Annotated in this window: 33 protein-coding genes; 22 read left to right on the top strand and 11 right to left on the bottom strand. The window is 50.2% G+C overall.

Annotated elements, in window-relative coordinates; all coding sequences use genetic code 11:
* Positions 1-10: 10 nt before the first annotated feature.
* From A3L14_RS04160 to A3L14_RS04100, 14 genes are all read left to right on the top strand, one after another.
* Positions 11-286 (top strand): hypothetical protein, encoded by a 276-nt coding sequence (locus tag A3L14_RS04160; RefSeq protein WP_143597804.1) that lies wholly within the window; start codon positions 11-13, stop codon positions 284-286.
* A 331-nt stretch (positions 287-617) separates the two neighbouring features.
* Entirely contained in the window at positions 618-1067 is a 450-nt protein-coding gene (locus A3L14_RS04155) for a hypothetical protein (RefSeq protein WP_074631385.1), read from the top strand.
* A 26-nt stretch (positions 1068-1093) separates the two neighbouring features.
* A complete protein-coding gene (locus A3L14_RS04150; protein ID WP_074631387.1) occupies positions 1094-2443 on the top strand; it encodes a hypothetical protein in 1350 nt (449 codons plus the stop codon).
* A gap of 3 nt (positions 2444-2446) precedes the next feature.
* On the top strand, positions 2447-2995 hold the full coding sequence (locus A3L14_RS04145) for a hypothetical protein (RefSeq protein ID WP_055430377.1): 549 nt from the start codon (positions 2447-2449) through the stop codon (positions 2993-2995).
* Positions 2986-3687 (top strand): hypothetical protein, encoded by a 702-nt coding sequence (locus A3L14_RS04140; protein WP_143597805.1) that lies wholly within the window; start codon positions 2986-2988, stop codon positions 3685-3687. The genes A3L14_RS04145 and A3L14_RS04140 overlap by 10 nt, the downstream gene beginning before the upstream one ends.
* 3 nt (positions 3688-3690) lie before the next feature.
* Positions 3691-4407, top strand: a complete 717-nt coding sequence (locus A3L14_RS04135; protein WP_055428941.1) for a hypothetical protein — start codon at positions 3691-3693, stop codon at positions 4405-4407.
* 213 nt (positions 4408-4620) lie between these two features.
* Complete coding sequence (locus A3L14_RS11815; RefSeq protein ID WP_198300101.1) at positions 4621-4917, top strand: hypothetical protein; 297 nt, start codon at positions 4621-4623, stop codon at positions 4915-4917.
* 10 nt (positions 4918-4927) lie between these two features.
* Complete coding sequence (locus A3L14_RS11655) at positions 4928-5098, top strand: hypothetical protein (RefSeq protein WP_157628426.1); 171 nt, start codon at positions 4928-4930, stop codon at positions 5096-5098.
* Positions 5099-5115: 17 nt separating this feature from the next.
* Positions 5116-5688: a hypothetical protein gene (locus tag A3L14_RS04125; protein ID WP_055428943.1), complete on the top strand. Its 573-nt coding sequence runs from the start codon at positions 5116-5118 to the stop codon at positions 5686-5688.
* A gap of 6 nt (positions 5689-5694) precedes the next feature.
* A complete protein-coding gene (locus A3L14_RS04120; RefSeq protein WP_055428944.1) occupies positions 5695-6201 on the top strand; it encodes a hypothetical protein in 507 nt (168 codons plus the stop codon).
* Between the two features lie 163 nt (positions 6202-6364).
* Positions 6365-6640, top strand: coding sequence for a hypothetical protein (locus tag A3L14_RS04115; RefSeq protein ID WP_157628427.1), 276 nt, complete (start codon positions 6365-6367; stop codon positions 6638-6640).
* A complete protein-coding gene (locus tag A3L14_RS04110) occupies positions 6637-6930 on the top strand; it encodes a hypothetical protein (RefSeq protein WP_055428946.1) in 294 nt (97 codons plus the stop codon). The genes A3L14_RS04115 and A3L14_RS04110 overlap by 4 nt, the downstream gene beginning before the upstream one ends.
* Before the next feature lie 115 nt (positions 6931-7045).
* Complete coding sequence (locus A3L14_RS04105; RefSeq protein ID WP_055428947.1) at positions 7046-8011, top strand: hypothetical protein; 966 nt, start codon at positions 7046-7048, stop codon at positions 8009-8011.
* A gap of 31 nt (positions 8012-8042) precedes the next feature.
* Entirely contained in the window at positions 8043-8501 is a 459-nt protein-coding gene (locus A3L14_RS04100; protein ID WP_143597807.1) for a hypothetical protein, read from the top strand.
* Between the two features lie 21 nt (positions 8502-8522).
* On the opposite strand, the gene A3L14_RS04095 is transcribed toward A3L14_RS04100, so the two are convergent.
* From A3L14_RS04095 to A3L14_RS04075, 5 genes are all read right to left on the bottom strand, one after another.
* Positions 8523-8909 (bottom strand): ribonuclease III family protein, encoded by a 387-nt coding sequence (locus tag A3L14_RS04095; RefSeq protein WP_055428949.1) that lies wholly within the window; start codon positions 8907-8909, stop codon positions 8523-8525.
* Positions 8906-10201, bottom strand: a complete 1296-nt coding sequence (locus tag A3L14_RS04090) for a hypothetical protein (protein WP_055428950.1) — start codon at positions 10199-10201, stop codon at positions 8906-8908. Before A3L14_RS04090 ends, A3L14_RS04095 begins: the two co-directional genes overlap by 4 nt.
* A 122-nt stretch (positions 10202-10323) precedes the next feature.
* Positions 10324-10611 (bottom strand): DNA-directed RNA polymerase subunit L, encoded by a 288-nt coding sequence (locus tag A3L14_RS04085; RefSeq protein ID WP_074631391.1) that lies wholly within the window; start codon positions 10609-10611, stop codon positions 10324-10326.
* Entirely contained in the window at positions 10601-11233 is a 633-nt protein-coding gene (locus A3L14_RS04080; protein ID WP_055428951.1) for a DUF2067 family protein, read from the bottom strand. Before A3L14_RS04080 ends, A3L14_RS04085 begins: the two co-directional genes overlap by 11 nt.
* A gap of 2 nt (positions 11234-11235) precedes the next feature.
* Entirely contained in the window at positions 11236-11823 is a 588-nt protein-coding gene (locus tag A3L14_RS04075; RefSeq protein WP_055428952.1) for an exosome complex RNA-binding protein Csl4, read from the bottom strand.
* A gap of 121 nt (positions 11824-11944) precedes the next feature.
* Between A3L14_RS04075 and A3L14_RS04070 the strand changes: the two genes are divergently transcribed.
* On the top strand, positions 11945-13822 hold the full coding sequence (locus tag A3L14_RS04070) for a threonine--tRNA ligase (RefSeq protein ID WP_055428953.1): 1878 nt from the start codon (positions 11945-11947) through the stop codon (positions 13820-13822).
* Here A3L14_RS04070 and A3L14_RS04065 read toward each other — a convergent pair.
* From A3L14_RS04065 to A3L14_RS04050, 4 genes are all read right to left on the bottom strand, one after another.
* Positions 13812-14546, bottom strand: coding sequence for a hypothetical protein (locus tag A3L14_RS04065; protein ID WP_055428954.1), 735 nt, complete (start codon positions 14544-14546; stop codon positions 13812-13814). The two genes, A3L14_RS04070 and A3L14_RS04065, sit on opposite strands and share 11 nt — an antisense overlap.
* Positions 14547-14592: 46 nt before the next feature.
* Positions 14593-15267, bottom strand: a complete 675-nt coding sequence (locus A3L14_RS04060; RefSeq protein ID WP_055428955.1) for a TBP-interacting protein — start codon at positions 15265-15267, stop codon at positions 14593-14595.
* Between the two features lie 99 nt (positions 15268-15366).
* The gene (gene uppS / locus A3L14_RS04055) at positions 15367-16161 is read right to left on the bottom strand and encodes a polyprenyl diphosphate synthase (protein WP_055429117.1); all 795 of its coding nucleotides are present in this window, start codon (positions 16159-16161) and stop codon (positions 15367-15369) included.
* 5 nt (positions 16162-16166) lie between these two features.
* The gene (locus A3L14_RS04050) at positions 16167-16691 is read right to left on the bottom strand and encodes a gamma carbonic anhydrase family protein (protein ID WP_055428956.1); all 525 of its coding nucleotides are present in this window, start codon (positions 16689-16691) and stop codon (positions 16167-16169) included.
* 71 nt (positions 16692-16762) lie between these two features.
* Here A3L14_RS04050 and hjc point away from each other — a divergent pair, with 71 nt between their 5' ends.
* The 6 genes from hjc (at position 16763) to A3L14_RS04020 (ending at position 21838) form a co-directional block, all read left to right on the top strand.
* Positions 16763-17164 (top strand): Holliday junction resolvase Hjc, encoded by a 402-nt coding sequence (hjc, locus tag A3L14_RS04045; protein WP_055428957.1) that lies wholly within the window; start codon positions 16763-16765, stop codon positions 17162-17164.
* Positions 17154-18680, top strand: coding sequence for an Ig-like domain-containing protein (locus tag A3L14_RS04040; protein ID WP_055428958.1), 1527 nt, complete (start codon positions 17154-17156; stop codon positions 18678-18680). The genes hjc and A3L14_RS04040 overlap by 11 nt, the downstream gene beginning before the upstream one ends.
* Positions 18681-18760: 80 nt before the next feature.
* Complete coding sequence (locus tag A3L14_RS04035; RefSeq protein ID WP_055428959.1) at positions 18761-19798, top strand: lysyl aminopeptidase; 1038 nt, start codon at positions 18761-18763, stop codon at positions 19796-19798.
* A gap of 78 nt (positions 19799-19876) precedes the next feature.
* Positions 19877-20482, top strand: coding sequence for an archaemetzincin family Zn-dependent metalloprotease (locus A3L14_RS04030; protein ID WP_055428960.1), 606 nt, complete (start codon positions 19877-19879; stop codon positions 20480-20482).
* A complete protein-coding gene (cyaB, locus tag A3L14_RS04025) occupies positions 20479-21033 on the top strand; it encodes a class IV adenylate cyclase (RefSeq protein WP_055428961.1) in 555 nt (184 codons plus the stop codon). The genes A3L14_RS04030 and cyaB overlap by 4 nt, the downstream gene beginning before the upstream one ends.
* Positions 21017-21838, top strand: coding sequence for a tetratricopeptide repeat protein (locus A3L14_RS04020; RefSeq protein ID WP_055428962.1), 822 nt, complete (start codon positions 21017-21019; stop codon positions 21836-21838). The genes cyaB and A3L14_RS04020 overlap by 17 nt, the downstream gene beginning before the upstream one ends.
* Here A3L14_RS04020 and A3L14_RS04015 read toward each other — a convergent pair.
* Both A3L14_RS04015 and A3L14_RS04010 read right to left on the bottom strand, forming a co-directional pair.
* Complete coding sequence (locus A3L14_RS04015) at positions 21798-22652, bottom strand: ATP-binding cassette domain-containing protein (protein ID WP_055428963.1); 855 nt, start codon at positions 22650-22652, stop codon at positions 21798-21800. The genes A3L14_RS04020 and A3L14_RS04015 overlap by 41 nt on opposite strands.
* A complete protein-coding gene (locus A3L14_RS04010; protein WP_055428964.1) occupies positions 22649-24130 on the bottom strand; it encodes a TrkH family potassium uptake protein in 1482 nt (493 codons plus the stop codon). Before A3L14_RS04010 ends, A3L14_RS04015 begins: the two co-directional genes overlap by 4 nt.
* A 99-nt stretch (positions 24131-24229) precedes the next feature.
* Between A3L14_RS04010 and map the strand changes: the two genes are divergently transcribed.
* Entirely contained in the window at positions 24230-25117 is an 888-nt protein-coding gene (gene map, locus A3L14_RS04005; protein ID WP_055428965.1) for a type II methionyl aminopeptidase, read from the top strand.
* Positions 25118-25158 lie beyond the last annotated feature (41 nt).

The following is a 25158-nucleotide window of genomic DNA, read 5'->3' as shown; positions in this document are numbered from 1 at the left end:
TTGAAGAGAGGTGGTGTACTTGATCCAGATTTTGGCTCCAATATTTTGGGGACTAGTTTTGGTAGGATACCTCTACCAGAGAATGGAACACCTAAAATTAAATAAATTTGAGGGGCTTATGCTTCTTTGGTATCTGCTTAATGTTTGTTACATCTCATATTATGATCCTTTTATCACTCCATTGGTAAGTTTGGGAGTTCTATCCGTCGTTCTTGGAACTATTGAAGAAATCAATATCAAACTGGAGGAGCTTGGGGAAACAATTGGGAGGTGGGATACGAAATGAATGTCTTTTATGCAATGGCTGGAGTATTATTGTTAACTTTCCTAGTCAGATACCATTTAAATCAAAAAATTTCGCATCTAAGGTCTAGATGTCTAGCACGTAGCCAAAATTGGCAATAGAAAATTAAATGACACTGAGACCCCCGCAAAACCTGAAGATATCTTCTAGGGGGAAATTATAATGAAGGGTGGCGACTATGTTATCCTACTCACCCCTTGGTTTTTCTATTTTTTAATGATATTCTATTTACGCACAACCGTATATAAAAAGTTGAAAGAGATAGACAAGACCCTGTCAGAACTTAGAAGCACTCCAAAGGAGGGATCATAAGATGATTACGATAGACATCTCAACAGCTGTAATCGTGGCTCTCTATACTTTGGTAGGGGTAGTATTGATAAAAAAGAACCCACATAAGGCTCTGTCTCTCCTGTTGATTGCCTACATAGTCTCGGCAATAATTACATCAAAGATTTCAGAGTGGTACTCGTTTTCTTTACTCATACCATTGTTGTATTATGGGATATTCCTCCAGATAACCCAAAATATCATCAAGTATCTTGAAAACAAACCAAAAAAAGGAGGGAAGAGGTATAAAAATATGAAAGGCTACAGAATACTCGTGTTTATCCCAAGTTCCCTGGGTATAGTAAGCATTCCGATGATACTAGAAACTTCCCCTTTTGGAGGTGTCCTATTGTGGTTCATAATATTACTGGCCCCTATCGGACTGATCTGGAGCATGCTATCAAAGATCGACGAACTTGCGTCGGAAATATAAGACAAAATCAAAAACAGATCAGAGCCATGATCACGGCAAGATACACAGGAAGCAAATACTGGAACTATGACGCTAACACAGGAATTGCTATTGGGGCAACAGCACTGCTGACCATAGCTGTTACAGTGACTTTGGGGACTTTAAGCATAACCGGCGTTGACGTTTCACCGGTGAATCCAACTCACGGGGACAGCGTGAGTTTTGACGTGAGCATTAAGAACCCCGTTTCCAGGTCGAGGAGTGTGACGGTAAAGCTTTTCATTGATGGCGTTGAAAAGTCAAGCAGGAGCCTCACAATCGGTGGTGGGAGCACGGGGAGCGTTGCTTTAACGTGGACTGCCCAGGCTGGAGAGCACGAGTATAGAATAGAAGTCTGGGAAAGTGGTAAGCTGGAGGCATCGAGGAGCGGAAGGTTGAGCGTCTCTGGGGCCCCCGGTAGTTCCTTTAATGTTGTTTTAACTGCTTTCCCGAGGGAGCTTGAGGGTGGTGGTGAAGTGTATCTCCAAGTGAAGGCGTGGAATTACGATGGATCGTTAATCCCAGTTAAAGGATTCATTGAAGTTGATGGGGACAGGATTAAAAACATTGAAACCAAGATTCCAGCGAATGCTAACGGTGACTCAATACTGGCACTCTCGTATAACCTCGTTGGAGTCGGCACTCACTCAATCAAACTCTTCCTCGACAATTACGATGGTAAACCCAACGGAAAAGGAGAAGAACACTGGAGCGAGGTGGGGGTGGAAGTGAAGGGTTCTGTAGTGTCCCCTAATTTGGACTGTACTCGTGAAGTATTTCCAGGGGAGAAAGTTACTTGCATAGTCTCATGGAATCCAAAAACGACTCTTAGTTCACTCACTCTGGAGGAGGTCTGGTTTGGAACAAAGAAGGTATGGGATATCGGGTTATCAAGCGTGGAACTCGTCAAAGGACCAACATTAACTCCTTCCGGTACTATTCAATTGGAAATAAAACTTGATGACAACTTTGCCAACTACTACTTTGGAGAAAGGCCTTGGGATCCCATTGATAGGGTATTCAGCTCATACAAGGATCGGCTTGCAGGATACACATACAAAGTTAAGTTTATCTTTGATGACAATGTGACTGCAGAAGACTTAATAATGGTCAAAGATAGAGGAATCATGGATGAAGTCAAAAACTTTTACAATGACTTCAAAGATAACATTGACGCTGGAAACTATGCCGCAGCGATGTATATCTTTTTAAAAGGGGGAGAAAAGCTCGGAAAACAGGGTGCCAAAAGGGCCGGAGGACTACTAACTGCAGCTTTGTTAGTTCTGGATATTCATGATTGGCTCTTTGGGCCAAAACCAAATACCGGCACAGACAATAACGATGTTGTGGGGGGATGATCTGTGAAAGGCTCAATCACAAAAGGTGTCGTGATCACTATATCTGTTTTTTCGATTATCTTTACTTTTTGGTGGGGGGAAATTACGAATAGCCAATATTATTACACCCTGCTCTCTCTTATATTCTGGAGCATAGCTTTTGGGGTATTATTTTGGTCTACCAATTGGGAGAAATTCTTTGAAATGACGACCTTCATTCCCTACTGGATCACCATTGCAAACTTAGCAGCAGCGTATCTTGAAAATCCCATCTTGTGGCTTCTTATTCTGTTTACCCCATGGCTTTTAATAGATAAGACCTTCACAGAATGGGAGATTGTGTTACATGGGCTCGGGATTTCCTCAACTAGAAGGGCACGTGTCTTTATGTTTACATTTTTACCCTCTTTGCTAGCACTTGTAATTGATGGAGTTAATCTTGGTAGTTTGTATCTGCAAGTCCTTGCTACGATGTACTCTGGAATGCTTGTCCTAAACTCTTCCTCAACAACACTAATGGAAAACTCAACGGAGCAGGAGAAGAACACTGGAGCGAGGTGGGGGTGGAAGTGAAAACTGGCGATCAACTTAAACATGTAACATCAGAATGTGATCCAATACACTTCAAGTACAATATGGGAAACTATGAGGCAACCCTCACTTGTCGATTAACGATTTACAACGGATACAGTTACGACTTAAAAGTGACAGGAAACATCGTTTCGGATATTAATGTTTCAATATTAAACAAGTATCTGCAATTGCCATCAGGAAGCTCTTCACCAGTGGTCAGTTACATTGATCCCAAAACAATACCCGCCGGAGGTTACGCCACCATAACTTCCACCGCACACTTCAAAATATCAAAACCCGATATCTTTCTCATTGGGGACATATTCCCCTATTGGGAAGATGCGCGGAATGATATTCAGGTGGAGGGGATTTATGGAGCAAGGGTTCCAGTAAAAATAATTCACGACGTACCTTTTGATAAACTTGGGATTCGGCGCTTCACTCTTCAAAGCAGTGCCTACGTGGAAGTAGACCACATAGCAGTAGCTGCAGACATTGCTGCCGATACATACTTAACGTACAAACTTGGATCAAAAGTTCAGCCTATTGCTAATATCAAGTTTATCGAAGATGCCCTCAATAAGCTTCCACCAGGAGTCAAGGAGAAGGTAAAACCAATAATCGGACAGATAAGTGTCAATTGGCTTGCCAATTGGATGAAAGAGTATGCTATAACATGGTGGAGGGGATGATGAATGTCAGAAAGGGTATCATCCAGGGGGATATGGAAGTCCCTCTTTTTATTTATTCTTTCACAGTTAGGAATTGCAATTCTCTTGCATCATGAAGGTGCTCATCCAACCAAAGTTCTAGGATTGCTGACAATGCCTGTAATTCTAATCCTGTTTTTCTTAGTATACGTTGGAGATGATCCCAAGTTCGCAGGGTTCTTCTTTTATTGGTTAGGTTTTTTGATGGCCGCAAGCATAAAAGCATCGCTTCCTGTTAGGATACTTATTTTTATTGGTTTGCCAGCATTCTGGTTTTTCGTGTATTTGGATTTAAGGAACGTACGCTGGACTTTGCTCTTGGAAGGGGTTTTCAATATGGGTAAAGTTGCCCCTTTGCTTCTTGCGATAATAGCCATCGTAAGCCTTGTGGGGATTAATTACAAACTGTTCGTCATCTCAGAGGCATCTGTGTATAGGATTTTCCTCATTATCTGTGAAGTGATAGTATTTGTAGTCCTTTACAAATTAGCTAGCTCACAAAATGAATCCACCAAGAAGAAAATCATCAAACTCACACCGTGGGTTTATATATTCTTGTACATCCAATTAGTTCCGACTACAGTGGACCTTTGGGCAGGCCTTTTACTGCTGATTGTCGGCCCCATTGTATGGGCACTTCTCTTAACACTTGTGATGATGACATCACTAAGAACAAAAGACGTCGAAGGAGGCAGAACATGAAAGGACTGTCCAGATACATTCCAACCGCCATCGGCCTGCTCTCTGGTTTATTTATTTTACACCGGCGACTGTTACGCTGAAACTGCTTATCCGTTGCTCCAGCTGAACTTGTATTTAACGGCGCTGGTTATAATGCTCCCATGGTGGGAGGATGAGCGTTTTGGATTTGAAATAAAGGTGTTTGCTCCGTTATGGTTGTCAATGGCGGCAGTGATGGCGGGAATGGAGTTCTTGGGAGGCCTTGCAGCAATTCTGTGGTTGGCATGGCTATTCCTGCCACTCTTCAAGATTGATAGTGTGCTTATCTTCCTAAAGGAATTAACGGAGGACTTAAAGCTAAAGGAGAGTCCGATAAAAGCATTATCAATGGTGTTAATCCCACCGCTATCCATTGTAATGTGGTACCATGTAATTTTCGGGATACATGTGGTTATCTTAATTGCCATTATATTATTTATCTCCTCCCAACAGAACTCAGGAGGTTCAAAAATATGGAGAAAGAAAAAGTAAGCAAAAAGTGATGACGATGATAAGGATAATTGAAGCCAAAATTCCAGCAAATGCTAATGGTGACTCAATACTAACGCTCGCGTATAATCTTCCTGGAGTTAGTAATCATGCGTTTAAACTCTTCCTCGACAACACTAATGGAAAACCCAACGGAAAAGGAGAAGAACACCGAGCGAAGTGAAAGTGGAAGTGAAACCAATGAACGGGAAGGAGTTAAAGCAAGTGGCATTTGAGTGTAGTGATTTGTATTTCACTAAAATAGTCACGGGAGTAAACCTAGAGTCTGCAAAGAATATTCTCCTGAACTACCAGGCCGAAGTTAAATGTATCGCGACAATATACAACCCAACTGACAAAAAGATAACTATCGAAGAGTTAATCATCGGGCAACCCATAGCTACCCCAACTGCATTAGATGTTGGACTGAAAGAGTTCAATGGCGAAATCTCTTCCAACGTAGTGACCCCCCATAATTATGTTATCATCAAATTCACTTCGAGTGCAGAGGTTCCCCTTACAGTACTGGAACTCGGACTCTGGGGAAGTGTATATTCTTTACAGTTGCCCTACACCTTAAAGACGTCCCAGGGTACGTTTGAATTCAGGGGCTATGGTAGTGGCAGGATAACTCAAAGCAACAAAGTAGTCACTGCAGATATCACTATTACACTGGTGTTCTTAAAGGGATCAAACAAGGTAATAGTGTGGACAAGGAACGCAGTCGAGTATTCACGGAGAGTATTTGGTTATCTTGACTACATTACGGGGTGATTGCGAATGGACGTCATTCACCTTATCTTTCTCATTCCGATTTTAGGACTCATGGCATATCCTGACTGGAAGAGGGTACTTCAGCTTTCTTTTGCTTTTTCACTGCTATCTCTAGAAGTACTAACACTTAGCAAGTCCTTTGAGGTTCCTCTTATAGGACTGGGATTTGGAATTCTCTCATTTGGGATACCCTATTCTCTGATTAGAACCCAAAACAAGAAAAGCAAAAGATCTCCAAGTGATCACATTATTGTACTTCTCGTCTGGTTTATTGGAGTAAGCTACATGGTAATCAGAGGGGATGCCAAAGACTCCACCACTGTTCTCAAGGTAGCATCTATAGCCCTGCTAGATGGAATTGGAATAATTTCCCTGCACCAAGGGGCCAAAAGAATATCTGTGACACTTACGCTATTAGGACTCTGGATCTTAATAGTAACTATCAGGGACCACGGAGCATTGATTTTAGGGGTGATAACCACTCTGTTATATATTGCACACTATCAACATTAGTATAGAGAGTCCAATGGAAAAGGGAAGAACACTGGAGCGAGGTGAAAGTGATGAGTTTGATTAACATATGCCAGCGGGGAGCATGCTACAATTCAACAAGGGTATATCATCTGCCCAAGGACCACACACCATCAGCCTAAAAATTTACAAGGCAATAAACTTTATGCCAACAACAGAAGTACTAACACAAAGCGAGAAAGAAGTCATCACAGTCAAATACGACGGATACGTTGAAAAGGGATATACAAAACATCTTGTATCAGTTTCAATGTTTGCTATCACTTCCCTCTCAGGAACAGGACTTGCCATTGCAGTTTTTGGAGAACTCGCCACTACTACTATTGGAGGAACGTTATTGGGGGGACTCATAGGTGAGATAGTTTCTTTTAGTCTCAACAAACTACTCGACGATAATAGTCCCGGAGGCGATGTCGGATGATCATGTCTAAGAGGAGTATTTTCAAACTTTTTCTGGTCATATTTTTGTTTTATTTCGTCCTTCTATTTTATATAACCAAGTCAAAAGTGTGGGCAGGCATCCTGGCCACTGTTGCCACATCACCGGTAGTAATACTTTGGTGGTTTTTCAGTTGGCTAAAAAGGATGAGGCAGGTTCAATATAGAGAACCATACATCATCGGGAACTCAACCGAAATCGAATACCTGGCCCCAGAAGAACTGGAGAGAAGACTACGGAACGGAAAGGGGGATAAAAACCATGAGTTGTAGCAGGGGCTCTGGAGTAGTTATCTTAACGTGAATTTCCCTGACAGGAGAGCACGAGTATAGAATAGAAGTCTGGGAAAGTGGAAAACTGGAGGCATCGAGGAGCGGTGGGATAACAGTGCCTGATCCCCCGACTTCAGCCTGCTTGAGCGGTGTCCCCCTAGAGGGCCACTTGGAGGTTTATCCAGAGTGGGTTGAGGCTGGAGACAGCGTGAGTGTTCACATTACCGTCACTAACTTGGACCTGAACTGTGCGCAGGGACCCTTCGACATTGAGCTGGTCGATGATTCCGGGGCATTATGGTGGCCAAGAAAGGACATGGATTACGGGTGTAGTGGTTGTGGTTATATAATCCAAAATGGAGCATTAAAGATATATGCAGGCAAGACTATGAGTGAATGGACGGATTTCAACAATATCGGTCAGGCCACTACCCTGTACTTAAAGGTTGGGGGCAAGCCATTGGCAAGTGCGAAAATCAACATCAAGCAGAACGGGCCAGTTAACGCAAGCATGGAGTGCAAGCCTGCCATTGTTCCTCTTGACGGTTCAACCACTTGTACTGTGTACTTTGAGCTGAAGAGCGCTGACACTGTAACGTTGAACTTGGAGGAGGTTGACTTTGGAGGCAAGAAAGTGTGGCCGAACGGGCCAAGTAGCGTTACAGTTAATAAGCAAACTGTAATCCTAACTCCAACCAACATGCAGGAGGATTTAACAATAACCCTAGATATAAATAAGGAGTTCGTAAACTATTATCTTGACTATCCTCTCCTTAACTATGGGTACAAGATGACTAAGTATTCATACCTGATAGTCGCCAAGATTAGCGATGGACTCAGAGTTTCAGATGTGGTTCAACTGAGTGATCCAGTAAATGTTCAAACATTTGAAGATAAAGCTAGAAAAGCATACGGGATCGCCAAAACAATAAAGAGCGCGTACGACGATGCTAAATCTGGGATAATCGGAATACTTGAAACAGTAACGGTCAAGGGGGGTAAAGAACTGGCATGGATATTACACTACCACACATTGCTTGAGGATCAAGAAACGCCTAACAATAATATTATCGGGGGTTGAACGTATGAACAGTGGAGATTGGGGTGTACTGGTGTTTGAAATCCTCTGGTTTTTTACCCTCTTTTTAGTAGCTATACTGATAGCTGCCAGGTATATGACCGGTGATTCTCGGAGGAAGAAAATCCTGCTGGTGACAGCTCCAATCCTAAGCCTGGTAATCTCAGTGTTTGCAATGGTGGCATATTACCCGCCGGAGCAACCGGGCATTCTTTTAGCGGGAATTGGGGCCACATACGTCATCTACAGGGTTCTCACCCGATTTGAGCAGATCCTAAGATGGGGAGGAACCCTGTACAGGACTTTCGAAATCACAATGTCCCTGCTGGAGTTAAGCACGTTCAGAACTCCACAACTGTTCATTGTGAACATGATATTTGCAGCAGTCACGCTACTGCTCCTGGAAACCACGAGACGAAAGCTGGAAGCCAAAACCAGTAGAAACAATATTGAAGGTATGGGACTCCAAAGAAAAACGTCATTAGAGGGTTAGATTATCGGTCGGAGTGTCCCATCACAACCCCACCCTCTCCCCTATTACTTTGAAAACCTCGGCAAAGGCCTTTCCTATTGCCTCCTTTCTCCTTGAAAAGTGCGTAACGTCTTCGGTGAAGTTCTCTCTCAAAATCCTGGCGGCTTCCTCGGCCGTTATCTTCCCTTCGAGCCACGCGTAGGCGAATATCGCCTCCGCTATGTCGCCCTTCCCGTGCTTGTCGGTTCTCGGTGGGACGACATGCCTCAGTCCGGCCAGCTCAAGGGCTATGCTCAGCGACGCGTTCGGAACCCTTTCGCCGGTGGGCCTGTCCAGATACTCGCTCAAGGCGAGCGAAAAGACGAAGTTGACCAGTGAGTCTCCGAACTTCGCGAGCCCCTTGTCCGTGAAGTCTCTCTCGTACCTCAAGTTCTCACCCGTTCCCTCTCCGAGAGCCAGGCTTTAAGGTTTTTGAGGTAGGGAATTGTGGAGGACAGTATCAACGCGTAGAGGAGAAGCGTCAGACCAACGCTGTAGGCAACGTAAGGTTCATCCGAGAATATCCTGAACGTTATGGAGTCAATGAAGTGGACGAGCGTCCAGTTGGGGTTCTCCATGTGCACGTGGAACCAGAATGCGGAGGGCTGCATTATCGGCCAGATTCCGGCGTACACAACGGTAAACAGTGTGAGAATCGTCACGGCACCTTCTTCAAACGCGGCAAGGAGTATCAGGAACGCCACTATAGGAACGAGGTACTGCGGGTTGACGCGCCAGTAGGTGGCGGTGAAGACGGCGTAGGCAAGGGCAGTAGAGACGACAAGATTTCTGTTAAATACATGCCTGATGAGAACCAGCGAGAGAAGGATAAATGCTGAAACGTACCAGTATCGGAGGAGGAAAAGAGTGTCCCTCCCCTCCGTCATGTGAAGGTAAGTTGCGAGGCTCGAAATCCCGTTCATACTGTATGAGACCGGAAGGGTGTAGGAAACTTCCATCCCCCTGAGCAGATCCGGCAACTCCCTCAGGCTCGATGGGCAGAAGAGCATCATCGGCAGAAATGGGGTTAAAGCGCCGAGCAGAAAGAAGAGAACTCGTGAGATGGCCCTCCTCCCGTTTAAAAAGGCATCCCAGATGGAGAGAAGCGCCGGGAATACCAGCGTGTGCTTGACCGCCAGAGAAAATCCGTAGAGGGCATAGGAGAGGCGCTCCCTGCGCGTCAGATAAAGGCCAAGGAGGAAAAAGGCGAGCGCAAGATCATCAAACATTCCGTAAACGGCCGAGACGTGAATCGTGATCGGGTTGAGGTAGTATAGTACAGCACCGAGGACGGCGAGCTTTTCGCTTTTCTCACGGATTAAAAGATACAGAAGAAGGGCCACGGCTGTATCGGCGAGGATAAAAATCAGCTTGACTGAGAAGGCCCATGTCGGGTCGATGTAAACGTAGTAGTTCCCGTCGCGCCAGAATGCGTTGATTGAGCCGCCGACAAGGTACCTGACCGCGGCGAGCAGGTATGCCATGACCGGACCGTAGACGTAGGGCCATGGGTAGGGCCAGCCCTTGATCCAGAAGCCGCTCGCGTCGGCGTAGGAGTAAAAGCACGCGCGGTGTTCCAGCATAGTCCCGGCAAAGCCGTAGAACTGGGCCAGATCGCTGCCGGCCGAGTAGGGGGCCAAGATAAGCCTTATTGACAGGCCCAGCAGGATTATGACAATCATCAGATGACCCGAACGTTCCAAGCATTCCACCCCTGAGGGGGCCTTTAATTTCAACTTAAAGTTAGAAGAGTTCGACATTTAAGGGTTTGGGTAGGGGGTGGGGAACAGAAAATGGAAAAGGCTCACTCGCTTATGGCGGCCTTCCAAGCCTCAAGGACCGCCCTGGCCCTGTCGAATATCTTTTGAGCGGCCTCCTCAAGGGCCTTTTCCGGCGTTACCTTGCCGTCGGTGACGACCCTGAACTTCGGCTTCCTGGCCATGAGAACCGGGTGCTCAATGGTGTAGCCCGCGAAGGTCACGTGCTTGTTCTCGTGGAGCACCTCGTTGAGCAGGTTGGCGAAGGTATGGTCTTCACCCTCAAGGTAGAACTCAAGGACGTTTTCCTCACGCTTGATGACCTCAATCTTCATTTTCCTCACCCTCTAAGTGCTTAAGGAGCTCTTTCATCGCCTGCTCCTTGTTCTTCACCAGTTCGTATTTAAACTTATCCTCCTTCCATTCCGCCAGACCGAGTTCAACGAGCAGGTCGATGACCTCCACGGGGTCGAGATCCTTGAGAACCGCCACGGGGAGTATGACCTCCCTTATCTGCCTGGTGGTCTGGAGGGAGATGTCCGAGAGGTACTCGCCGAGGGTTCCAGTCAGGGAGACCAGCTCTTCCCACGGCATTGACGTTATCAGCTCGCCCTCTCTCAGTTCAACGGTTTCGCCCAGGAGTTCTAAGGTTTTCACAAGTATCGGGGTCGAGACGCTCGCCCCTGCCTCCCTGAGAATATCGTCTATCGTGTAGCGGTAGAGGCCGCGCCTGTCGGGATACAGCTTAGCCCTGACGCGGCCGTGTATCTCCCGTATCTTGCGGATGGCCTCTCTGATGTCGTCCTTCGTTCCCTGGACGTTTATCTTGAGGTCGTTGAGCTTGGCGTGGACGTAAATGAACGCCGGGAGGCGGAGCCTCTGAATCTCTTTTAGGAACTCCTCCTTCTCCCTCTCGTCGCGGACGTGAATCGTTATTACCTTCTTTGCCCTCGCCATATTCACACCTTCAGTTTTCTATAGTAGGCGGAGAGCTTTCTGGTCTCAACGTGGCCGCAACGGGGACAGATGAGCCTGTCACCGCGCCGGACTAGGGGTGTCCTGCACCTGGAACAGAGGGCGTAGATGACACCCAAGTCATGCCCCCGGGTGGAGAGCTGTATGGGACTCTTCTCGTTCGCTATAACCCTGGCCCTTACGATATCACCGATCTTGAATTCGTTGGACATGCCGTCCACGTAGCCCTCCCTCACCTGAGAGATGTGGATTCCTGCGAGCTTCGACGTGGCTATCTCCCTGTCGTTTCTTCCCTCTATTTTAACGAGCTGGACTATTGCCGCCTGGGGCTTGACCTCTATAACCTTGGCTATGACTATGTCTCCAATCTGAGGAAGGGGCGGTGTGTCGGTTACGGGTTCAACGCTGATTTCCATCCTGTCCGGGTCTATCTTTACTTTACCGGCTCTGATGGCGTAAAGCTCCCCATTATCCTCCTTAACGCCCTCGCCGGGAAAGTACTCCTCGATTACACCGAGATAGTCTCCTGGGAGAACCAAGTCACCGTTTTTTACACCTTTCTTTTCATCCATTCTTCCACCTCCATGAAAGTTCCAGCCCGGATTTTTTAAGCCTTTGCCATCTGGGGAGGATTTATAAATCCGAAGGGAAAAGTTTTAGTAATTCCAATTGAGCCTATGGTGGTGGTTAAGGATGAGAATGCTTCTGATACACAGCGACTATTTGGAATACGAGGTAAAAGACAGGGCCCTTAAGAATCCCGAGCCGATAAGTGAGGAGCAGAAGAAGGGCAGACTCGACGAGGTTCTGGCTGTATTCATAAGCGTTGAAAAGGTCGATGAGACCAACCCGGAAGAAGTCGTTGAGAAGGCTCTCACCGAGATTAAGGATGTTGCCGGCCAGGTTAAGGCCAACAGGGTCTTTGTGTATCCCTTTGCGCACCTCAGCAGCGAGCTTGCAAAGCCGGATGTGGCCCTTGACGTCCTCAGGAAGCTTGAGGAGCGCCTCAGGGACGAGGGCTTCGAGGTCAAGCGCGCCCCCTTCGGCTACTACAAGGCATTCAAGCTGAGCTGCAAGGGACACCCGCTGGCGGAGCTCAGCAGGACGATAGTTCCAACGGGAGAGGTAAAGGCCGAAGAGGTTCCTGAGGCCCTGAAGAAAGAGGAGGAGCTCGTAAGCTACTGGTACATACTCACCCCAGAGGGCGAGCTGATTGATGTCGACAAGTTCGACTTCACCGGCCACGAGAACCTCAGGAAGTTCGCCAACTACGAGATAAGCAAAAGCAGGATAGCCGACAGGGAGCCTCCCCACGTCAGGATAATGCTCGACCACGAGCTGGTCGACTACGAGCCCGGAAGCGACCCCGGAAACCTCCGCTATTACCCAAAGGGCAGGCTCATCAAGGGACTGCTTGAGCAGTACGTCACCGAGAAGGTCGTCGAGTACGGAGCCATGGAGGTCGAGACGCCGATTATGTACGACTTCGAGCACCCGGCGCTTGAGAAATACCTCAACCGCTTCCCTGCTAGGCAGTACGTCGTCAAGAGCGGAGACAAGAAGTTCTTCCTCAGGTTTGCAGCCTGCTTCGGCCAGTTCCTCATAAAGAAGGACGCCACGATAAGCTACAGGCACTTGCCGCTCAGGATGTACGAGCTTACGAGATACTCCTTCAGGCGCGAGAAGAGCGGTGAGCTTTCGGGTCTGAGAAGGCTTAGGGCATTCACGATGCCCGATATGCACACTGTCGCCAAAGACCTCCAGCAGGCCATGGCCGAGTTCAAGAAGCAGTACAAGCTCAGCATGGAGGTTCTCCGCGGCGTTGGTTTAACGCCCGAAGATTACGAGGTGGCAATACGCTTCACCAAGGACTTCTGGGAGGGCAACAGGGACTTCGTCGTTGAGCTGGCGAGGATAATCGGCAAACCGGTTCTCATAGAAATGTGGGATCAGAGGTTCTTCTACTTCATACTCAAGTTCGAGTTCAACTTCGTGGACAACCTCGACAAGGCGGCCGCGCTGAGCACCGTCCAGATCGACGTCGAGAATGCAGAGCGCTTTGGAATAACCTACTACGACGAGGAGGGGAAGGAGAGGCACCCGCTCATACTCCACTGCTCCCCGAGCGGAGCAATCGAGAGGGTCATGTATGCAATCCTTGAGAAGCAGGCAAAGCTACAGGCCAAGGGAGTAAAGCCAATGCTCCCCCTCTGGCTCAGCCCGATACAGGTTCGCGTAATTCCAGTCAGCGACGAGGTTCTTGACTACGCGCTCTATGTTGCAGGAAAGCTCGAAGGCGCCAAGATCCGCGTTGACGTCGACGACACCGGGGACAGGCTCAACAAGAAGATAAGGAAGGCGGAAAAGGAGTGGATACCCTACGTCATAGTTGTGGGCAGGAACGAGAAGGAGCAGAACACGATAACTGTCAGAAGAAGAAGCGACGGAAGGCAGACAGAAATGCAGCTCGAAGACCTGATAAGGGAGATAAGGAGCCAGACCGAAGGCTTTCCGTACAAGCCAAGGCCCCTGCCGCTCCTCCTATCAAAGAGGCCCAAGTTCAGGGGCTGATTTTTCTTACCCTCAGCTTTTCCATCCCCTTTCTCTTTGTAACGCGGAACGAGTACATCTCCGGTTCAAAGTCCTCGTAAGGTGCGGATATCAGATACAGTGCTTCTTTAAGCCCCGTTTCTTCAAGCCAGGATTTGGCAAGGATCACATAATCGCTTATCCCCGAAACCCACGCCACAAACCGGGTCGAGACAACGTCCCTGTTGAGGGCCAGCACCAGTATGGAGTCTGGAAGCTGGCGGGTTCTGGATGCGAGGGTCTGGTTGAGAAGCTTCAGGGTATTGTCCTCCCCGAGGAGCAGAGAGACTCCATCGAGGGTATAAACCAGACGGAAAACCGGTCGGTCTTGAATGAGGCTCTTCAGGTGGGTGTTGTATATGCGGTCTATCTTCGGATTGAGGGTCTCAGGCTCGACTTTGTCCAGATAAAAGACGTTTGAAATCGACTCCCTTGAGCCATATCTAGTTCCAAAGAGGTCTATAACAGCCACATCACCCTTCTGAAGGGCTGTTTCCATATCAAAGCCAACTGTGCTCGCTTTCCTTATGAACGACCTGATGGGGCCCAAGTAGTTGGATATTATACCGACGCGGCCGTTCTCAACCGCGTGCCTGAGGAGAAGGAGGGGTATCCTCCAAGCGGAAGAATAGGCGTCGTAGATAATGCTGACGGTGGAACCCGGGAGGTATTCCTCCCGAAAGAGGTCGATGACGTTCATCTCCATCCGCCTTCCCCCCATGGGGTTGAGGGGAAGAACACTGTAAATTACATCACGTCCCCGCCATACCCGCCATTATCTCGTCGAGGAAGTCCTTTGCCTCCTCGCTGAACTCCTTAAGGGGCACCTCCTTACCGTACTTGTCGTAGATTTTGCCGTCCCTGAAGTTTATTTCAAAGACCTCGTAGCGCTCTTCACTCTGCTCGTGGTGTTTTATCCCGTGCCCCTTGAGGTGCCTCTCAAGGCTCTCGACGTCAACGTACTTTCCGCATTCCCTGCACTTGTAGAACTGCCAGAATACGTAGTCCTGGCCGGCGAGCATGTTGTTCTTGATGTGGTTGATGAGGGCCCCGCCGAGATACTCGTAGAAGTCCTCCTGGATTAAACCCTCACCGTCCTCGATTACCTTGAACCCGCTCCAGACCATGTGGTCGTTGATATCAGCCAGGGTCGCCTTGAGGTAGCGGTATGTGAGTATGAAGACCCCGTTGTGGACGAAAAAGACGCTCTTGTCTGGTATGGCTATTATCCTTATCCCCTTGGCCCCCTTTTCGGCCATCTTCTCAGCGTGCTCCCTGTTGTCGGCGACCTCTATTGTAACCCTGACGTTGCTCTTCTTGTGAACCCCGATGATCCTCTCACCGTTTATCTCCCAGTGATAGTCATCCAGGTATCTCACTTGGGCATAGACCTTCTTGATCCTCGGACTCAGCTCACCGTAGGCCATTAATCACCACCGTGAGGAAATCGTGCCCAACGTTAATAAGCTTTAGCGGAAAATTTTAAAAAGGGTCGTTCGGGGTGGGAAGCGGACGATGGAGAAGCGCTACCTCCCGAAGCGCCTCTGCCTCTTCTGGTACTCGCGGATGATTCTGAGGAAGTCTATCTTCCTGAACTCGGGGAAGTAAACGTCAACAAAGAAGAGCTCGCTGTAGGCGATTTGGTACAGGAGGAAGTTGCTTATCCTCTCCTCCCCACCGGTTCTTATGACTATGTCCGGGTCGGGCATGTTGGGGTAGTACAGGTACTCCTTTATGAGCTCCTCGTCAACGTCCTCGGGCTTTATTTTTCCTGCCAGAGCGTCCCTCACGATGTCCCTCACAGCATCGGCTATCTCGCTCCTCCCCCCGTAGGCGAGGGCTATGTTGAGGGTGTAGTTGCCGTACTTCCGCGTGGCCTTCTCCGCCTCCTCCGCGGCTCTCCTGACGTTCTCAGGTAAGAGTTCCTTCCTCCCAAGGACGTTCACCCGGATTCCGTACTTGTGAACCCTTTCATCCTCCACGAGCTCTTTGAACTTCTCCTCGAAGAGGTTCATGAGGGCGTTTACCTCCTCGGGAGTTCTCTTGAAGTTCTCGGTGGAGAAGGCGTAAACCGTGAGCGTCCTTATGCCGAGATCACGGCACCACTCGAGTATCTCCTCAAGCTTTCGGGAGCCGAAGAGGTGGCCGTACCACGGGGGCTTCTCCAGCTTCCGCGCCCATCTCCTGTTTCCGTCCATTATTATGGCCACGTGCTTCGGGATTCTCCCGGACTTAACCCTGTCCAGAAGGTAGCTTTCGTAGAGGTCATAGACGGGCTTGAATAAAATGTGGGGAACGTGGGAGAGGAGGCGGGAAATCATGACCATCACTCAATCTTCTTCCTGCCTGAGATGTGCATCTCGGCAAGCTCGATGTAAATCTCAGCGTTCTTCTTTGTCCACTCGATTTCTTCCTCGCTGAGCTGCCTGACCACCTTACCCGGAACTCCGACGACCAGGCTGTAGTCGGGTATCTCCTTGCCGGGCGGCACGAGAGCGCCGGCGCCGATGACGACGTGCTTGCCTATCTTAGCTCCGTCAAGTATGACGGCACCCATGCCTATGATGGTGTAGTCGCCTATCTCCGCACCGTGAACCACTGCATTGTGGCCGATGGTGACGTACTTCCCTATTATCGTGGGCTGTCCGTGGGAGGTGTGTATGCTGACGTTGTCCTGGATGTTGGAGCCTTCGCCTACATGGATTCTCTCTATGTCACCCCTCAGAACAGCTGAAGGCCAGACGCTCGTCTTCGCCTCAAGAACCACATCGCCTATGACCGAGGCGGTCTCATCGATGAAAGCGGTCTCGTGAATTTTAGGCTTCTTTCCGGCCAACTCGTAAATCGCCATGTCAATCACCGGCCTTAACTCCTCGACATAGCTTATAAACCTAACCGGGCAATATAGGATGAGGGAGTGCAATGAAGTACAGAAGGGGTGCAGGCGCGGAAAGAGAGCTTATAAAGATGCTCGAAAAGGCTGGTTTCGCGGTGGTGCGCTCCGCCGGGAGCAAGAAAGTTGATATAATTGCCGGCAACGGAAAGATCCACCTCTGCATAGAGGTCAAAAGTACCAGGGAAGAGAGGCTGTATTTCAGCAACGAGGATTACGAGAAGCTCGTCTCATTTGCAGAAAGGTTCGGCGCAAAGCCAGTTATCGCGGTCAAGTTCATAAACAACGGCTGGCGCTTCTTCCTCCCTGAGAGCCTTAAAAAGAGCGGCAAAAACTATAAGGTTAGCCTGCAAACAAAGAACTACCTTACCTTTGACGAAGTTATCGGGAGGCAGAGGTCCCTCGAAGGGGTGGTAAAGGGTGAAGTTTAAGGCCATACTGCTGATAATCCTGCTGATCCCGATTTTTCTCCCGAGGGTGAGCGCCCAGTCGCCTCTTGTAATCGTCCCGCTCAACGATGACTTCACAGGTGTCCCGGGAGATACCATAATAATTCCCTTCCAGCTCAGGAATCTGGGAAACCAGACTGTATCAAACGTCACAGTGTACGTCACCGGCCCTGCAGAGGGCTTTCTCTACGGGAGCAAGGTTATCAGGGAGCCCATTGAACCGAATGGCACAATTCAGGATACAATATCCGTCAAACTCCTCAACCTCGACCCGGGAAGGTACAACTTGACCATCGTGGCCAGAGCGGGTTCAAGCTACTCGGAGGCCAGGATAACGATCAGCGTGAAGACTCTGGTGGACTACACCCTGAGGATAGACGTCAACGACGAGTATACCTACGGCAGCAACGTTACGGCACTGCTTAAGATAACGTCCCAGGCAAACGGGGTCATCATAGGCAGACTCGGGTACACCCTCTCACGCGATGGAACCGTTCTGGAGACGTTTACCACGACCATATATCTCAGACCCGGAGAGAGCTGGGTTAAGGAGCTGAAGCTAACGACTCCCAGAGTCGGGGACTACTCGGTGTACTTCTGGGCCAACTTCAGCGGAAGGTTCAAGAGCAAGAGGGCAACGTTCCGCGTTTATCAGAGAAATCTGAGGTACGATGCGTACTTCAAGGATGGGGCAATATACGTCCACGTTTACGACGAAAACGGCCAGGGAGTGCCGGACATCTCCGTTAAGATAAACGGAATCCCCTTCAAAACAGACGATGGTGGAACGGTCTCATACCTTGTGGAAAAGCCGGGAACATACGAAGTCGTTCTGAATCTCGATGGAAAGGTGGTGAAGACCTTCGTCGAGGTCAGAAAGCTCTTTTTGAGCGCCACCCAGGAAAACGAGACCCTCCTTGTGAGGGTGGTGGACTCGACCGGAAAGCCGGTTCCTAACATAACCGTCACCGCTTCAGGGCCCCTCGGAAAGGACTACTCGGCAACGAACTCATCCGGTATCGCAGAGATAGACCTGAAAAAAACGGGTTACGGAACCATAATGCTCCGCGCGGAGAGCAGCAGGTACATGGGAGGGGAGACCAGTGTGAAAGTTGCCCCGCCGGCCAAGCCAACACCGACCCCAACGACTACCACCACTCCACCGGCCGCCACAACGACGACTCCGGCGAAGCCCCCAAAGAACCACGGACCGCTGGCGGCGATACTGCTGATAGCAGGGGTTCTGCTGGCTGGAACCTCGTACGCCGCCTTCTTCAGGCCGATAATCCAGGAGGAGATGCTGGACAGGTATTACTTCGTCAAAGTTAGGGCTCCGAAGCTCAGGGGCATGGAGGGGTTCAGGTTCGAGAAGGGCGTCAACGCAATAGAGGTCAAGGCCACCAAGGGGAGGGCGGAGATCAAGGACGGGCTCATTGTGTGGGAGATAGAGCACCTTGAGCCCGAGGAGGAGGCCTACCTGCAGGTCATCCTGGGCTGAGTCCCCCGATCTTTTTCTTTCGCAAACCTTATTAACACGGGCGAACACATTCAGATGGTAATCTAAAGGAGGCGAAAGCCATGGTGGACATGGAACTGCTTAAGAAGGTCGTTGAGGCCCCCGGAGTTTCTGGGTATGAGTTTCTTGGAATAAGGGACGTTGTCATTGAGGCCCTGAGGGATTACGTCGACGAGATTTACGTCGACAGGCTCGGCAACGTCATCGCCCACAAGAAGGGAAACGGCCCGAAAGTTATGGTGGCGGCGCACATGGACAAGATAGGCGTTATGGTGAACCACATCGATAAGGAGGGCTACCTCCACATCGTCCGCGTCGGCGGGGTTGACCCAAGGACTCTCGTCGCCCAGAGGATAAGGTTCTTCACCGAGAAAGGCGAGCGTTATGGAGTGGTCGGCCACATACCGCCTCATCTCCAGAAGCCGGAGGACAGGAAGAAGGCCGCTGACTGGGACACCATCGTTGTGGACGTTGGGGCCGACAGCAAAGAGGAAGCCGAGGAGATGGGCTTCAAGGTCGGGACCATCGGCGAGTTTGCCCCTGCCTTCGTCCGGCTCAACGAGAACAGGATTGCCACGCCGTATCTCGACGACCGTGTCTGCCTTTACGCCATGATAGAAACGGCCAGAGCCGTCGAGAACCATGAAGCGGACATATACTTCGTCGCTTCCGTCCAGGAAGAAGTTGGACTGAGAGGGGCGCGCGTTGCCAGCTATGCGATCAACCCGGAAATAGGCATAGCAATGGACGTCACCTTCGCCAAGCAAGTTGGAGACAAGGGCAAAATAGTTCCGAAGCTTGGCGGCGGGCCGGTTATGGACGTTGGCCCGAATATAAACCCGAAGGTTCGTGCCTTTGCCGACGAGGTCGCCAAGAAGTACGAGATTCCACTCCAGGTTGAGGCCTCCCCGAGGCCGACGGGGACCGACGCCAACATCATGCAGATCAACCGCGAGGGCGTTGCCACGGCAGTTCTCAGCATCCCCATACGCTACATGCACAGCCAGGTCGAGACGGCCGACCTCAGGGACATCGACATGACGGTTAAGCTTGCCAAGCACTTCCTTGAGGAGCTCCGGGAGATGGATCTCACTCCGTGAGCGACCTCACTCTGTAAGATTTTTCCTCCTCTTTCTTCCCGGGAAAGGTTTATCACCTCTGCCACGAATTAGATACTGATGTGGGGCGTGAACACCGGACTGAAAGAGGACTTCCCACCACTTACTCGGACGATACTCCTGACGCCGATAGGGGCCGTTGAGGAATATATTCTGGGGGCAGTCACCAGGTTTGTTGATTCATACTACTCAAGGTTCGGTTTTTCCATCGAGAGGGCCGATGTCCTTCCTGAAGAAGAATTCCTGGGAGCGTATAACCCCCTGAGACGCCAGTACATTGGAAGGGCTTTCCTTTCGGTGCTCCGTGATATCGGTAAAAAGGAAAGGGCGCGTGCCGTGCTGGGGATAACCCGGCTTGACCTGTATGAGGAGGGCCTGAACTTCATCTTCGGCCTCGCCCACGCAGGACTCAGAACAGCTATCGTCTCAACGTTCAGACTGAGGCCGGAGTTCTATGGAGAGGCGCCGGACAAGGAGCTCTACATAGAGCGGACGATCAAGGAATCGATGCACGAGCTGGGTCACGTCTTTGGCCTACCCCACTGCCCGAACAAGAGGTGCGTAATGCACTTCTCAAACTCTATCATTGACACCGACATTAAAGACGCCCTTTACTGCCCCACCTGTCTGAAAAGGCTTGGAAAAAACCTGGGGGAGGAACCATGATAGAGATCGAGGTTAAGGGATACGCAGACGACGGGGTCTTCGAAAGGGTTCGGGAAAGATTTAAGCTGATAAGAACCGAGTACCATGAAGACACGTACTTTCGCCACCCCTGTCGGGACTTTGCCGAAACGGACGAGGCGCTGAGGATAAGGATAAGGCGCTTCAACGGACATTTTGAGGCCTTTCTAACGTACAAGGGGCCAAAAATAGACAGGAACTCGAAGACCAGGAAGGAGATAGAGGTTCCGATAAGTGACCCGGATAAGCACCTTGAAATTCTGGAGAGCCTAGGCTTTGAGGAGGTTCTCACAATAGAGAAGACCCGGGAAAAGTACTACGTGGACAAGGGCATCATAATAGGCCTTGATGAAGTCAACGGCCTCGGCAAGTTCATAGAGATCGAGGCACTGGCCGAGGGAGAGGAGGTAGTGGAAGAGACCGTGAGGATACTCAGGGAGATTTTGGAGTCCCTGGGGGTTAAAAAGTTCGAGAGGCGCTCGTATCTGGAACTGATGCTCCAAAAGGAGGTGAACCATGGGGAAGCTGGATGAGTTCTTCAAATCCCTGAGTGAAAGGAAGAAAAAATCGGAGCTTGATGTGCTTGAGGAAATTGAAGATGCCCTCAGAATGGGTGAGATAGATAGGGCTATTGAACTCACAGGAGAACTTGAGAGTGAGTCCAACCTCTTCCTCGCCCTGAGGATGCTCCTGCGCTCAATACTTGAGAGACTCAGGAAAGCCAGGGAAGAGGGAGAACTGGACGATCTGGGACGGATGACTGAGAGGGTAAAGGAACTTATACCAACTGTTAACTCGCTCCTCAATCCACGTTACAGGGCGCTGCTCCTGGGGGATCTGGCTGTTCTGTTCTATCTTCTCAACGATGAGCTCAACGGGGATATTGCCCTGAGAACCGCAATAAACCTCGCCAGAGACAGCGCCGACATAATCAGGGACATCCTGATGGAGCTCATAAACTCAGGTCTCCTCAGAAAAGCCGGCTACGCCATGAAGATGGTCCGCGAACCTGAAAAGCTGGACGTTGTGCTGGTTCATCTGGCCGAGATGTTCTACCGTGCGGGAGACGTTGAAAAGGCCAGGCTCATAACCGAACACATCTCAAGCGCATTCCACAGGGCGATGGCTCTGTACTACCTGGCCGAGATTGAGGGAGATAGAAACAGGGAGGAAGCCCTCAGAATACTGGAGGCGGCATTCAAGACCGCAGAGGATATAGAGGATCCCGAGGCAAGGTTTGAAGTCATGCTCAAACTCTACGACCTCAAACACTCCCTACTCGGGCAGTCGCTCAGTCTCAAGGATGTCCTGTCCAAGAGAGAAGCTCCTCCTCAGTAAGGGCAGGAGCTTTGATAACCCCCCTCTTCCTAAGCTCGTGGGAGATCTCAAGGCTTGGGGGCAGTTTTATCCCGAGTTTCTTCAGAGTTTCGACCTCCTCCGCAAGCTCCCTTGGGGTGCCCTCCATTATCACATGCCCACCGTCCATAACGAGAACCCTGTCGGCAAAGCGGAGTATGTAGTCCGTGTGATGCTCGACTAGGATCACCGTCATGCCGTGCTCCTTCCGGAGAAGGGATATCAATCCCAGAACCTCTCTTCTCCCGACGGGATCCAGCTGGGACGTCGGCTCATCAAGAACCAGAACCGCAGGCTCCATGGCCAGGACGGAAGCTATGGCAAGCCTCTGCTGCTGGCCGCCGCTGAGGTTGGGCGGAAATTCTCGCTCAAGACCCCTCAGTCCGGTTACCTCCAGCACCCAGCGGAGACGCCTCAGTATCTCGTTCCTTTCCAGCCCGAGGTTTTCGAGCCCAAAGGCTATCTCCTCCTCGACCGTCATGTTGAAGAGCTGGCTCTCCGGATTCTGAAGAACAAGGCCAATTACCGTAGAAAGTCTTGAGACGGGTGTTTCCCTCGTGTTGTACTCCTCACCCGTCCTTGGATCCCTTATCACCACATCACCCGAGAACTCCCCCTTTATAGACCGGGGAATGATGCCGTTGAGGGTCAGACAGAGGGTCGATTTTCCACTTCCGCTCGGCCCGATTACCCCCAACAGCTCTCCTTTCCTGGCCTCAAAGCTGACATCCCTCAGTGAGTATTCAGCGGCCCTCCTGTACCTGAAGCTGAGGTTCTCCACGGTGATGACGTTCATCTCCTGCTCACCATCCTCGGGGCCAGGAAGAACACGCTTATTATGAAGACCAGGGTCGAGAATATCTCCAGCCTCCCTATCCACATGTGGAGTATCAGAAGTATCTTCATGTCAACCGGCAGTGCCGGAGAAGTTATGCCTACGCTGAGCCCAACGTTGCCCTGGGCAGATGCGACCTCAAAGAAAGAATCTGTGAGGCTTGTCCCAATGCGGAGCATTGTGTAGACGGTGCCTATGAGCAGGAACGCAAAGTATGTCATGGTGAAGCTCATGACCTCCTGGATGTCCTCCTCGCTGAATATATAGTTGCCCACCTTTCTCTTGATGACGGCACCCTTTGGCAGTATGGCGCTCTGGAGGGTCCACTTCAGGCTCTCGTACATCAGTATGACACGTATGAGCTTTATACCGCCCGCAGTACTTCCGGCACCGCCGCCTATCACCATGAGAATTCCCAGGATGAACTTGCCCAGCTCGGGGTACTTGCTCAGGTCTGCGATTCCAAATCCGGTACATGTTATAGCCGAAACCGAGTGGAAAACCGCCTGTCTCAGGGCATCACCTATGGTATCTCCGACCTGGGTTAGACTGAGGGCTATAACCGCTATCGCCGGGAGCAGAAAGATGAACATGTACCTAACCTGAACGTCCTCGAAGAAGGGCTTGAGATGCCTGTCCTTGAAGAGGCGGTAGTGAACCGTGAAGTTTACGGCACCCATTATCATGAGGAATATCGTAACTGTCTCTATCGATGTGCTGTTGAAGAATCCAATGCTCAGGTCGTGACTGCTCATACCACCCGTGCCAAGACCGGTCATGGAGTGTATTACCGCATCGAAGAGCGGCATGCCGTTGATGTAGTAGAGGTATACGCCAACCAGCGTGAGAACCAGGTATATCTGGAAGATGACCTTCGATGTGTTGACAAGGTTGGGAACTATCCTCTCGCTCCGTGCCTCGGCACGGTAGAGCCTTGCGGCGGCAACACCAGGGCGGATGAGAACCGTCAACGCGACGAGCACAATGCCTATACCACCGAGCCACTGCATCCAGGAACGCCAGAAGAGGATTATGTGGGGGTAGCTCTCCAAGTTGCTCATCATAGTAAGGCCCGTTCCTGTCCAGGCGCTCATGCTCTCGAAGTATGAGTCCACGAAGGACATCTTGGCTATGTAAATGAAGGGTATAACGCTGATTAGTGAAGCAAAGAGCCACGTAAAGGCGGCAGAGACCATAGCCTGCCTAAGATTAACGTCCTCAACCTTCCCCATGTGCCTCGCCAGCCATGCCCCCAGGAGTATCGAGAAGACTCCGGGGAGGGCAAAGTAAACGACGTACCTTATTTCATCGGGGTAGAACCATGCGAGCAACACCGGAAAGAGGTATGCCAGTCCCACACCCTGAAGGATCGCCCCGATGAGATTCTTAACCACGAAGATGTCATCTGAGATGTTAATGTACTTCCTGAGCTCTAGCATGGGCCCACCGTAGAGGTAGGGTCTGCATTAAATAAAAGGTTTTTCCCGGAGTGGAAAGGTTTAAGGGGATATGTGGCCTTTTTATCCCGGTGATAAAAAGTGGAGGAGAGAGATGCTCTCATAAAGGCGGGAGAGATAGCAAGGCGGGTAAAGAAAGAAGTCTCAGACATGATAAAACCCGGAGTAAAGCTCTACGATATTGCTGAGTTCGTGGAAAGGCGCATAGTGGAACTTGGGGGAAAACCTGCCTTCCCCTGTAATCTCTCAATAAACGAAATCGCGGCCCACTACACCCCATACAAAGGTGATAACACCGTACTTAAAGAGGGAGACTACCTCAAGGTGGACATAGGTGTCCACGTTGATGGGTACATAGCAGACACGGCAGTAACGTTCAGGGTTGGTATGGAGGAAGACGACTTAATGGCGGCATCAAAGGAAGCCCTCGAAAACGCCATCAGCGTGATACGCGCGGGCGTCAAAATCAGCGAGATTGGGAAGGCCATAGAGGAAACAATACGGGGCTACGGCTTCAACCCGATAGTCAACCTCAGCGGCCACAAGATAGAGCGCTACAAGCTTCACTCCGGCATAAGCATACCAAACATCTACCGCCCTGCAGACACCTACGTCCTCAGGGAGGGGGACGTCATTGCAATAGAGCCCTTCGCAACCACCGGTGCCGGACAGGTTATCGAGGTCCCCCCTGCGCTTATATTCATGCACATCCGCGACAGGCCGGTACGGATGGCACAGGCCAGGAGGCTTCTCATGCACATAAAGAAGGAGTACAACGGGCTCCCCTTTGCCTACCGCTGGCTACAGGGGTTCATGCCAGAGGGACAGCTCAAACTGGCCCTGGCCCAGCTGGACAGGGCTGGTGCCGTGTACAGCTACCAGATACTCAGGGAAGTCCGCGGCGGTCTGGTGAGCCAGTTCGAGCACACGGTTATAGTGGAAAAGGACGGGGTGTATATAACGACCTGAATCTCTTTTCTTTTCTGCTCAATGGCTTCAAGACAGACGGG

Source organism: Thermococcus thioreducens, assembly GCF_002214545.1.
Classification (GTDB): Archaea; Methanobacteriota_B; Thermococci; order Thermococcales; family Thermococcaceae; genus Thermococcus; species Thermococcus thioreducens.
Note: the sequence above shows the minus strand (reverse complement) of the source record. Positions and strands in the feature narration are given on the sequence as shown.

What these genes read in the sequence shown, in the direction of transcription:
- A3L14_RS04155 (WP_074631385.1), top strand. Translation starts at nt 618, where the DNA reads ATGATTACGATAGACATCTCAACAGCTGTAATCGTGGCTCTCTATACT.
- A3L14_RS04150 (WP_074631387.1), top strand. Translation starts at nt 1,094, where the DNA reads ATGATCACGGCAAGATACACAGGAAGCAAATACTGGAACTATGACGCT.
- A3L14_RS04135 (WP_055428941.1), top strand. Translation starts at nt 3,691, where the DNA reads ATGTCAGAAAGGGTATCATCCAGGGGGATATGGAAGTCCCTCTTTTTA.
- A3L14_RS11815 (WP_198300101.1), top strand. Translation starts at nt 4,621, where the DNA reads ATGGCGGGAATGGAGTTCTTGGGAGGCCTTGCAGCAATTCTGTGGTTG.
- A3L14_RS11655 (WP_157628426.1), top strand. Translation starts at nt 4,928, where the DNA reads ATGACGATGATAAGGATAATTGAAGCCAAAATTCCAGCAAATGCTAAT.
- A3L14_RS04125 (WP_055428943.1), top strand. Translation starts at nt 5,116, where the DNA reads ATGAACGGGAAGGAGTTAAAGCAAGTGGCATTTGAGTGTAGTGATTTG.
- A3L14_RS04120 (WP_055428944.1), top strand. Translation starts at nt 5,695, where the DNA reads ATGGACGTCATTCACCTTATCTTTCTCATTCCGATTTTAGGACTCATG.
- A3L14_RS04115 (WP_157628427.1), top strand. Translation starts at nt 6,365, where the DNA reads ATGCCAACAACAGAAGTACTAACACAAAGCGAGAAAGAAGTCATCACA.
- A3L14_RS04110 (WP_055428946.1), top strand. Translation starts at nt 6,637, where the DNA reads ATGATCATGTCTAAGAGGAGTATTTTCAAACTTTTTCTGGTCATATTT.
- A3L14_RS04090 (WP_055428950.1), bottom strand. Translation starts at nt 10,201, where the DNA reads ATGATTGTCATAATCCTGCTGGGCCTGTCAATAAGGCTTATCTTGGCC.
- A3L14_RS04085 (WP_074631391.1), bottom strand. Translation starts at nt 10,611, where the DNA reads ATGAAGATTGAGGTCATCAAGCGTGAGGAAAACGTCCTTGAGTTCTAC.
- A3L14_RS04080 (WP_055428951.1), bottom strand. Translation starts at nt 11,233, where the DNA reads ATGGCGAGGGCAAAGAAGGTAATAACGATTCACGTCCGCGACGAGAGG.
- A3L14_RS04075 (WP_055428952.1), bottom strand. Translation starts at nt 11,823, where the DNA reads ATGGATGAAAAGAAAGGTGTAAAAAACGGTGACTTGGTTCTCCCAGGA.
- A3L14_RS04070 (WP_055428953.1), top strand. Translation starts at nt 11,945, where the DNA reads ATGAGAATGCTTCTGATACACAGCGACTATTTGGAATACGAGGTAAAA.
- A3L14_RS04065 (WP_055428954.1), bottom strand. Translation starts at nt 14,546, where the DNA reads ATGGAGATGAACGTCATCGACCTCTTTCGGGAGGAATACCTCCCGGGT.
- A3L14_RS04060 (WP_055428955.1), bottom strand. Translation starts at nt 15,267, where the DNA reads ATGGCCTACGGTGAGCTGAGTCCGAGGATCAAGAAGGTCTATGCCCAA.
- uppS (WP_055429117.1), bottom strand. Translation starts at nt 16,161, where the DNA reads ATGATTTCCCGCCTCCTCTCCCACGTTCCCCACATTTTATTCAAGCCC.
- A3L14_RS04050 (WP_055428956.1), bottom strand. Translation starts at nt 16,691, where the DNA reads ATGGCGATTTACGAGTTGGCCGGAAAGAAGCCTAAAATTCACGAGACC.
- hjc (WP_055428957.1), top strand. Translation starts at nt 16,763, where the DNA reads ATGAAGTACAGAAGGGGTGCAGGCGCGGAAAGAGAGCTTATAAAGATG.
- A3L14_RS04035 (WP_055428959.1), top strand. Translation starts at nt 18,761, where the DNA reads ATGGTGGACATGGAACTGCTTAAGAAGGTCGTTGAGGCCCCCGGAGTT.
- A3L14_RS04030 (WP_055428960.1), top strand. Translation starts at nt 19,877, where the DNA reads ATGTGGGGCGTGAACACCGGACTGAAAGAGGACTTCCCACCACTTACT.
- cyaB (WP_055428961.1), top strand. Translation starts at nt 20,479, where the DNA reads ATGATAGAGATCGAGGTTAAGGGATACGCAGACGACGGGGTCTTCGAA.
- A3L14_RS04020 (WP_055428962.1), top strand. Translation starts at nt 21,017, where the DNA reads ATGGGGAAGCTGGATGAGTTCTTCAAATCCCTGAGTGAAAGGAAGAAA.
- A3L14_RS04015 (WP_055428963.1), bottom strand. Translation starts at nt 22,652, where the DNA reads ATGAACGTCATCACCGTGGAGAACCTCAGCTTCAGGTACAGGAGGGCC.
- A3L14_RS04010 (WP_055428964.1), bottom strand. Translation starts at nt 24,130, where the DNA reads ATGCTAGAGCTCAGGAAGTACATTAACATCTCAGATGACATCTTCGTG.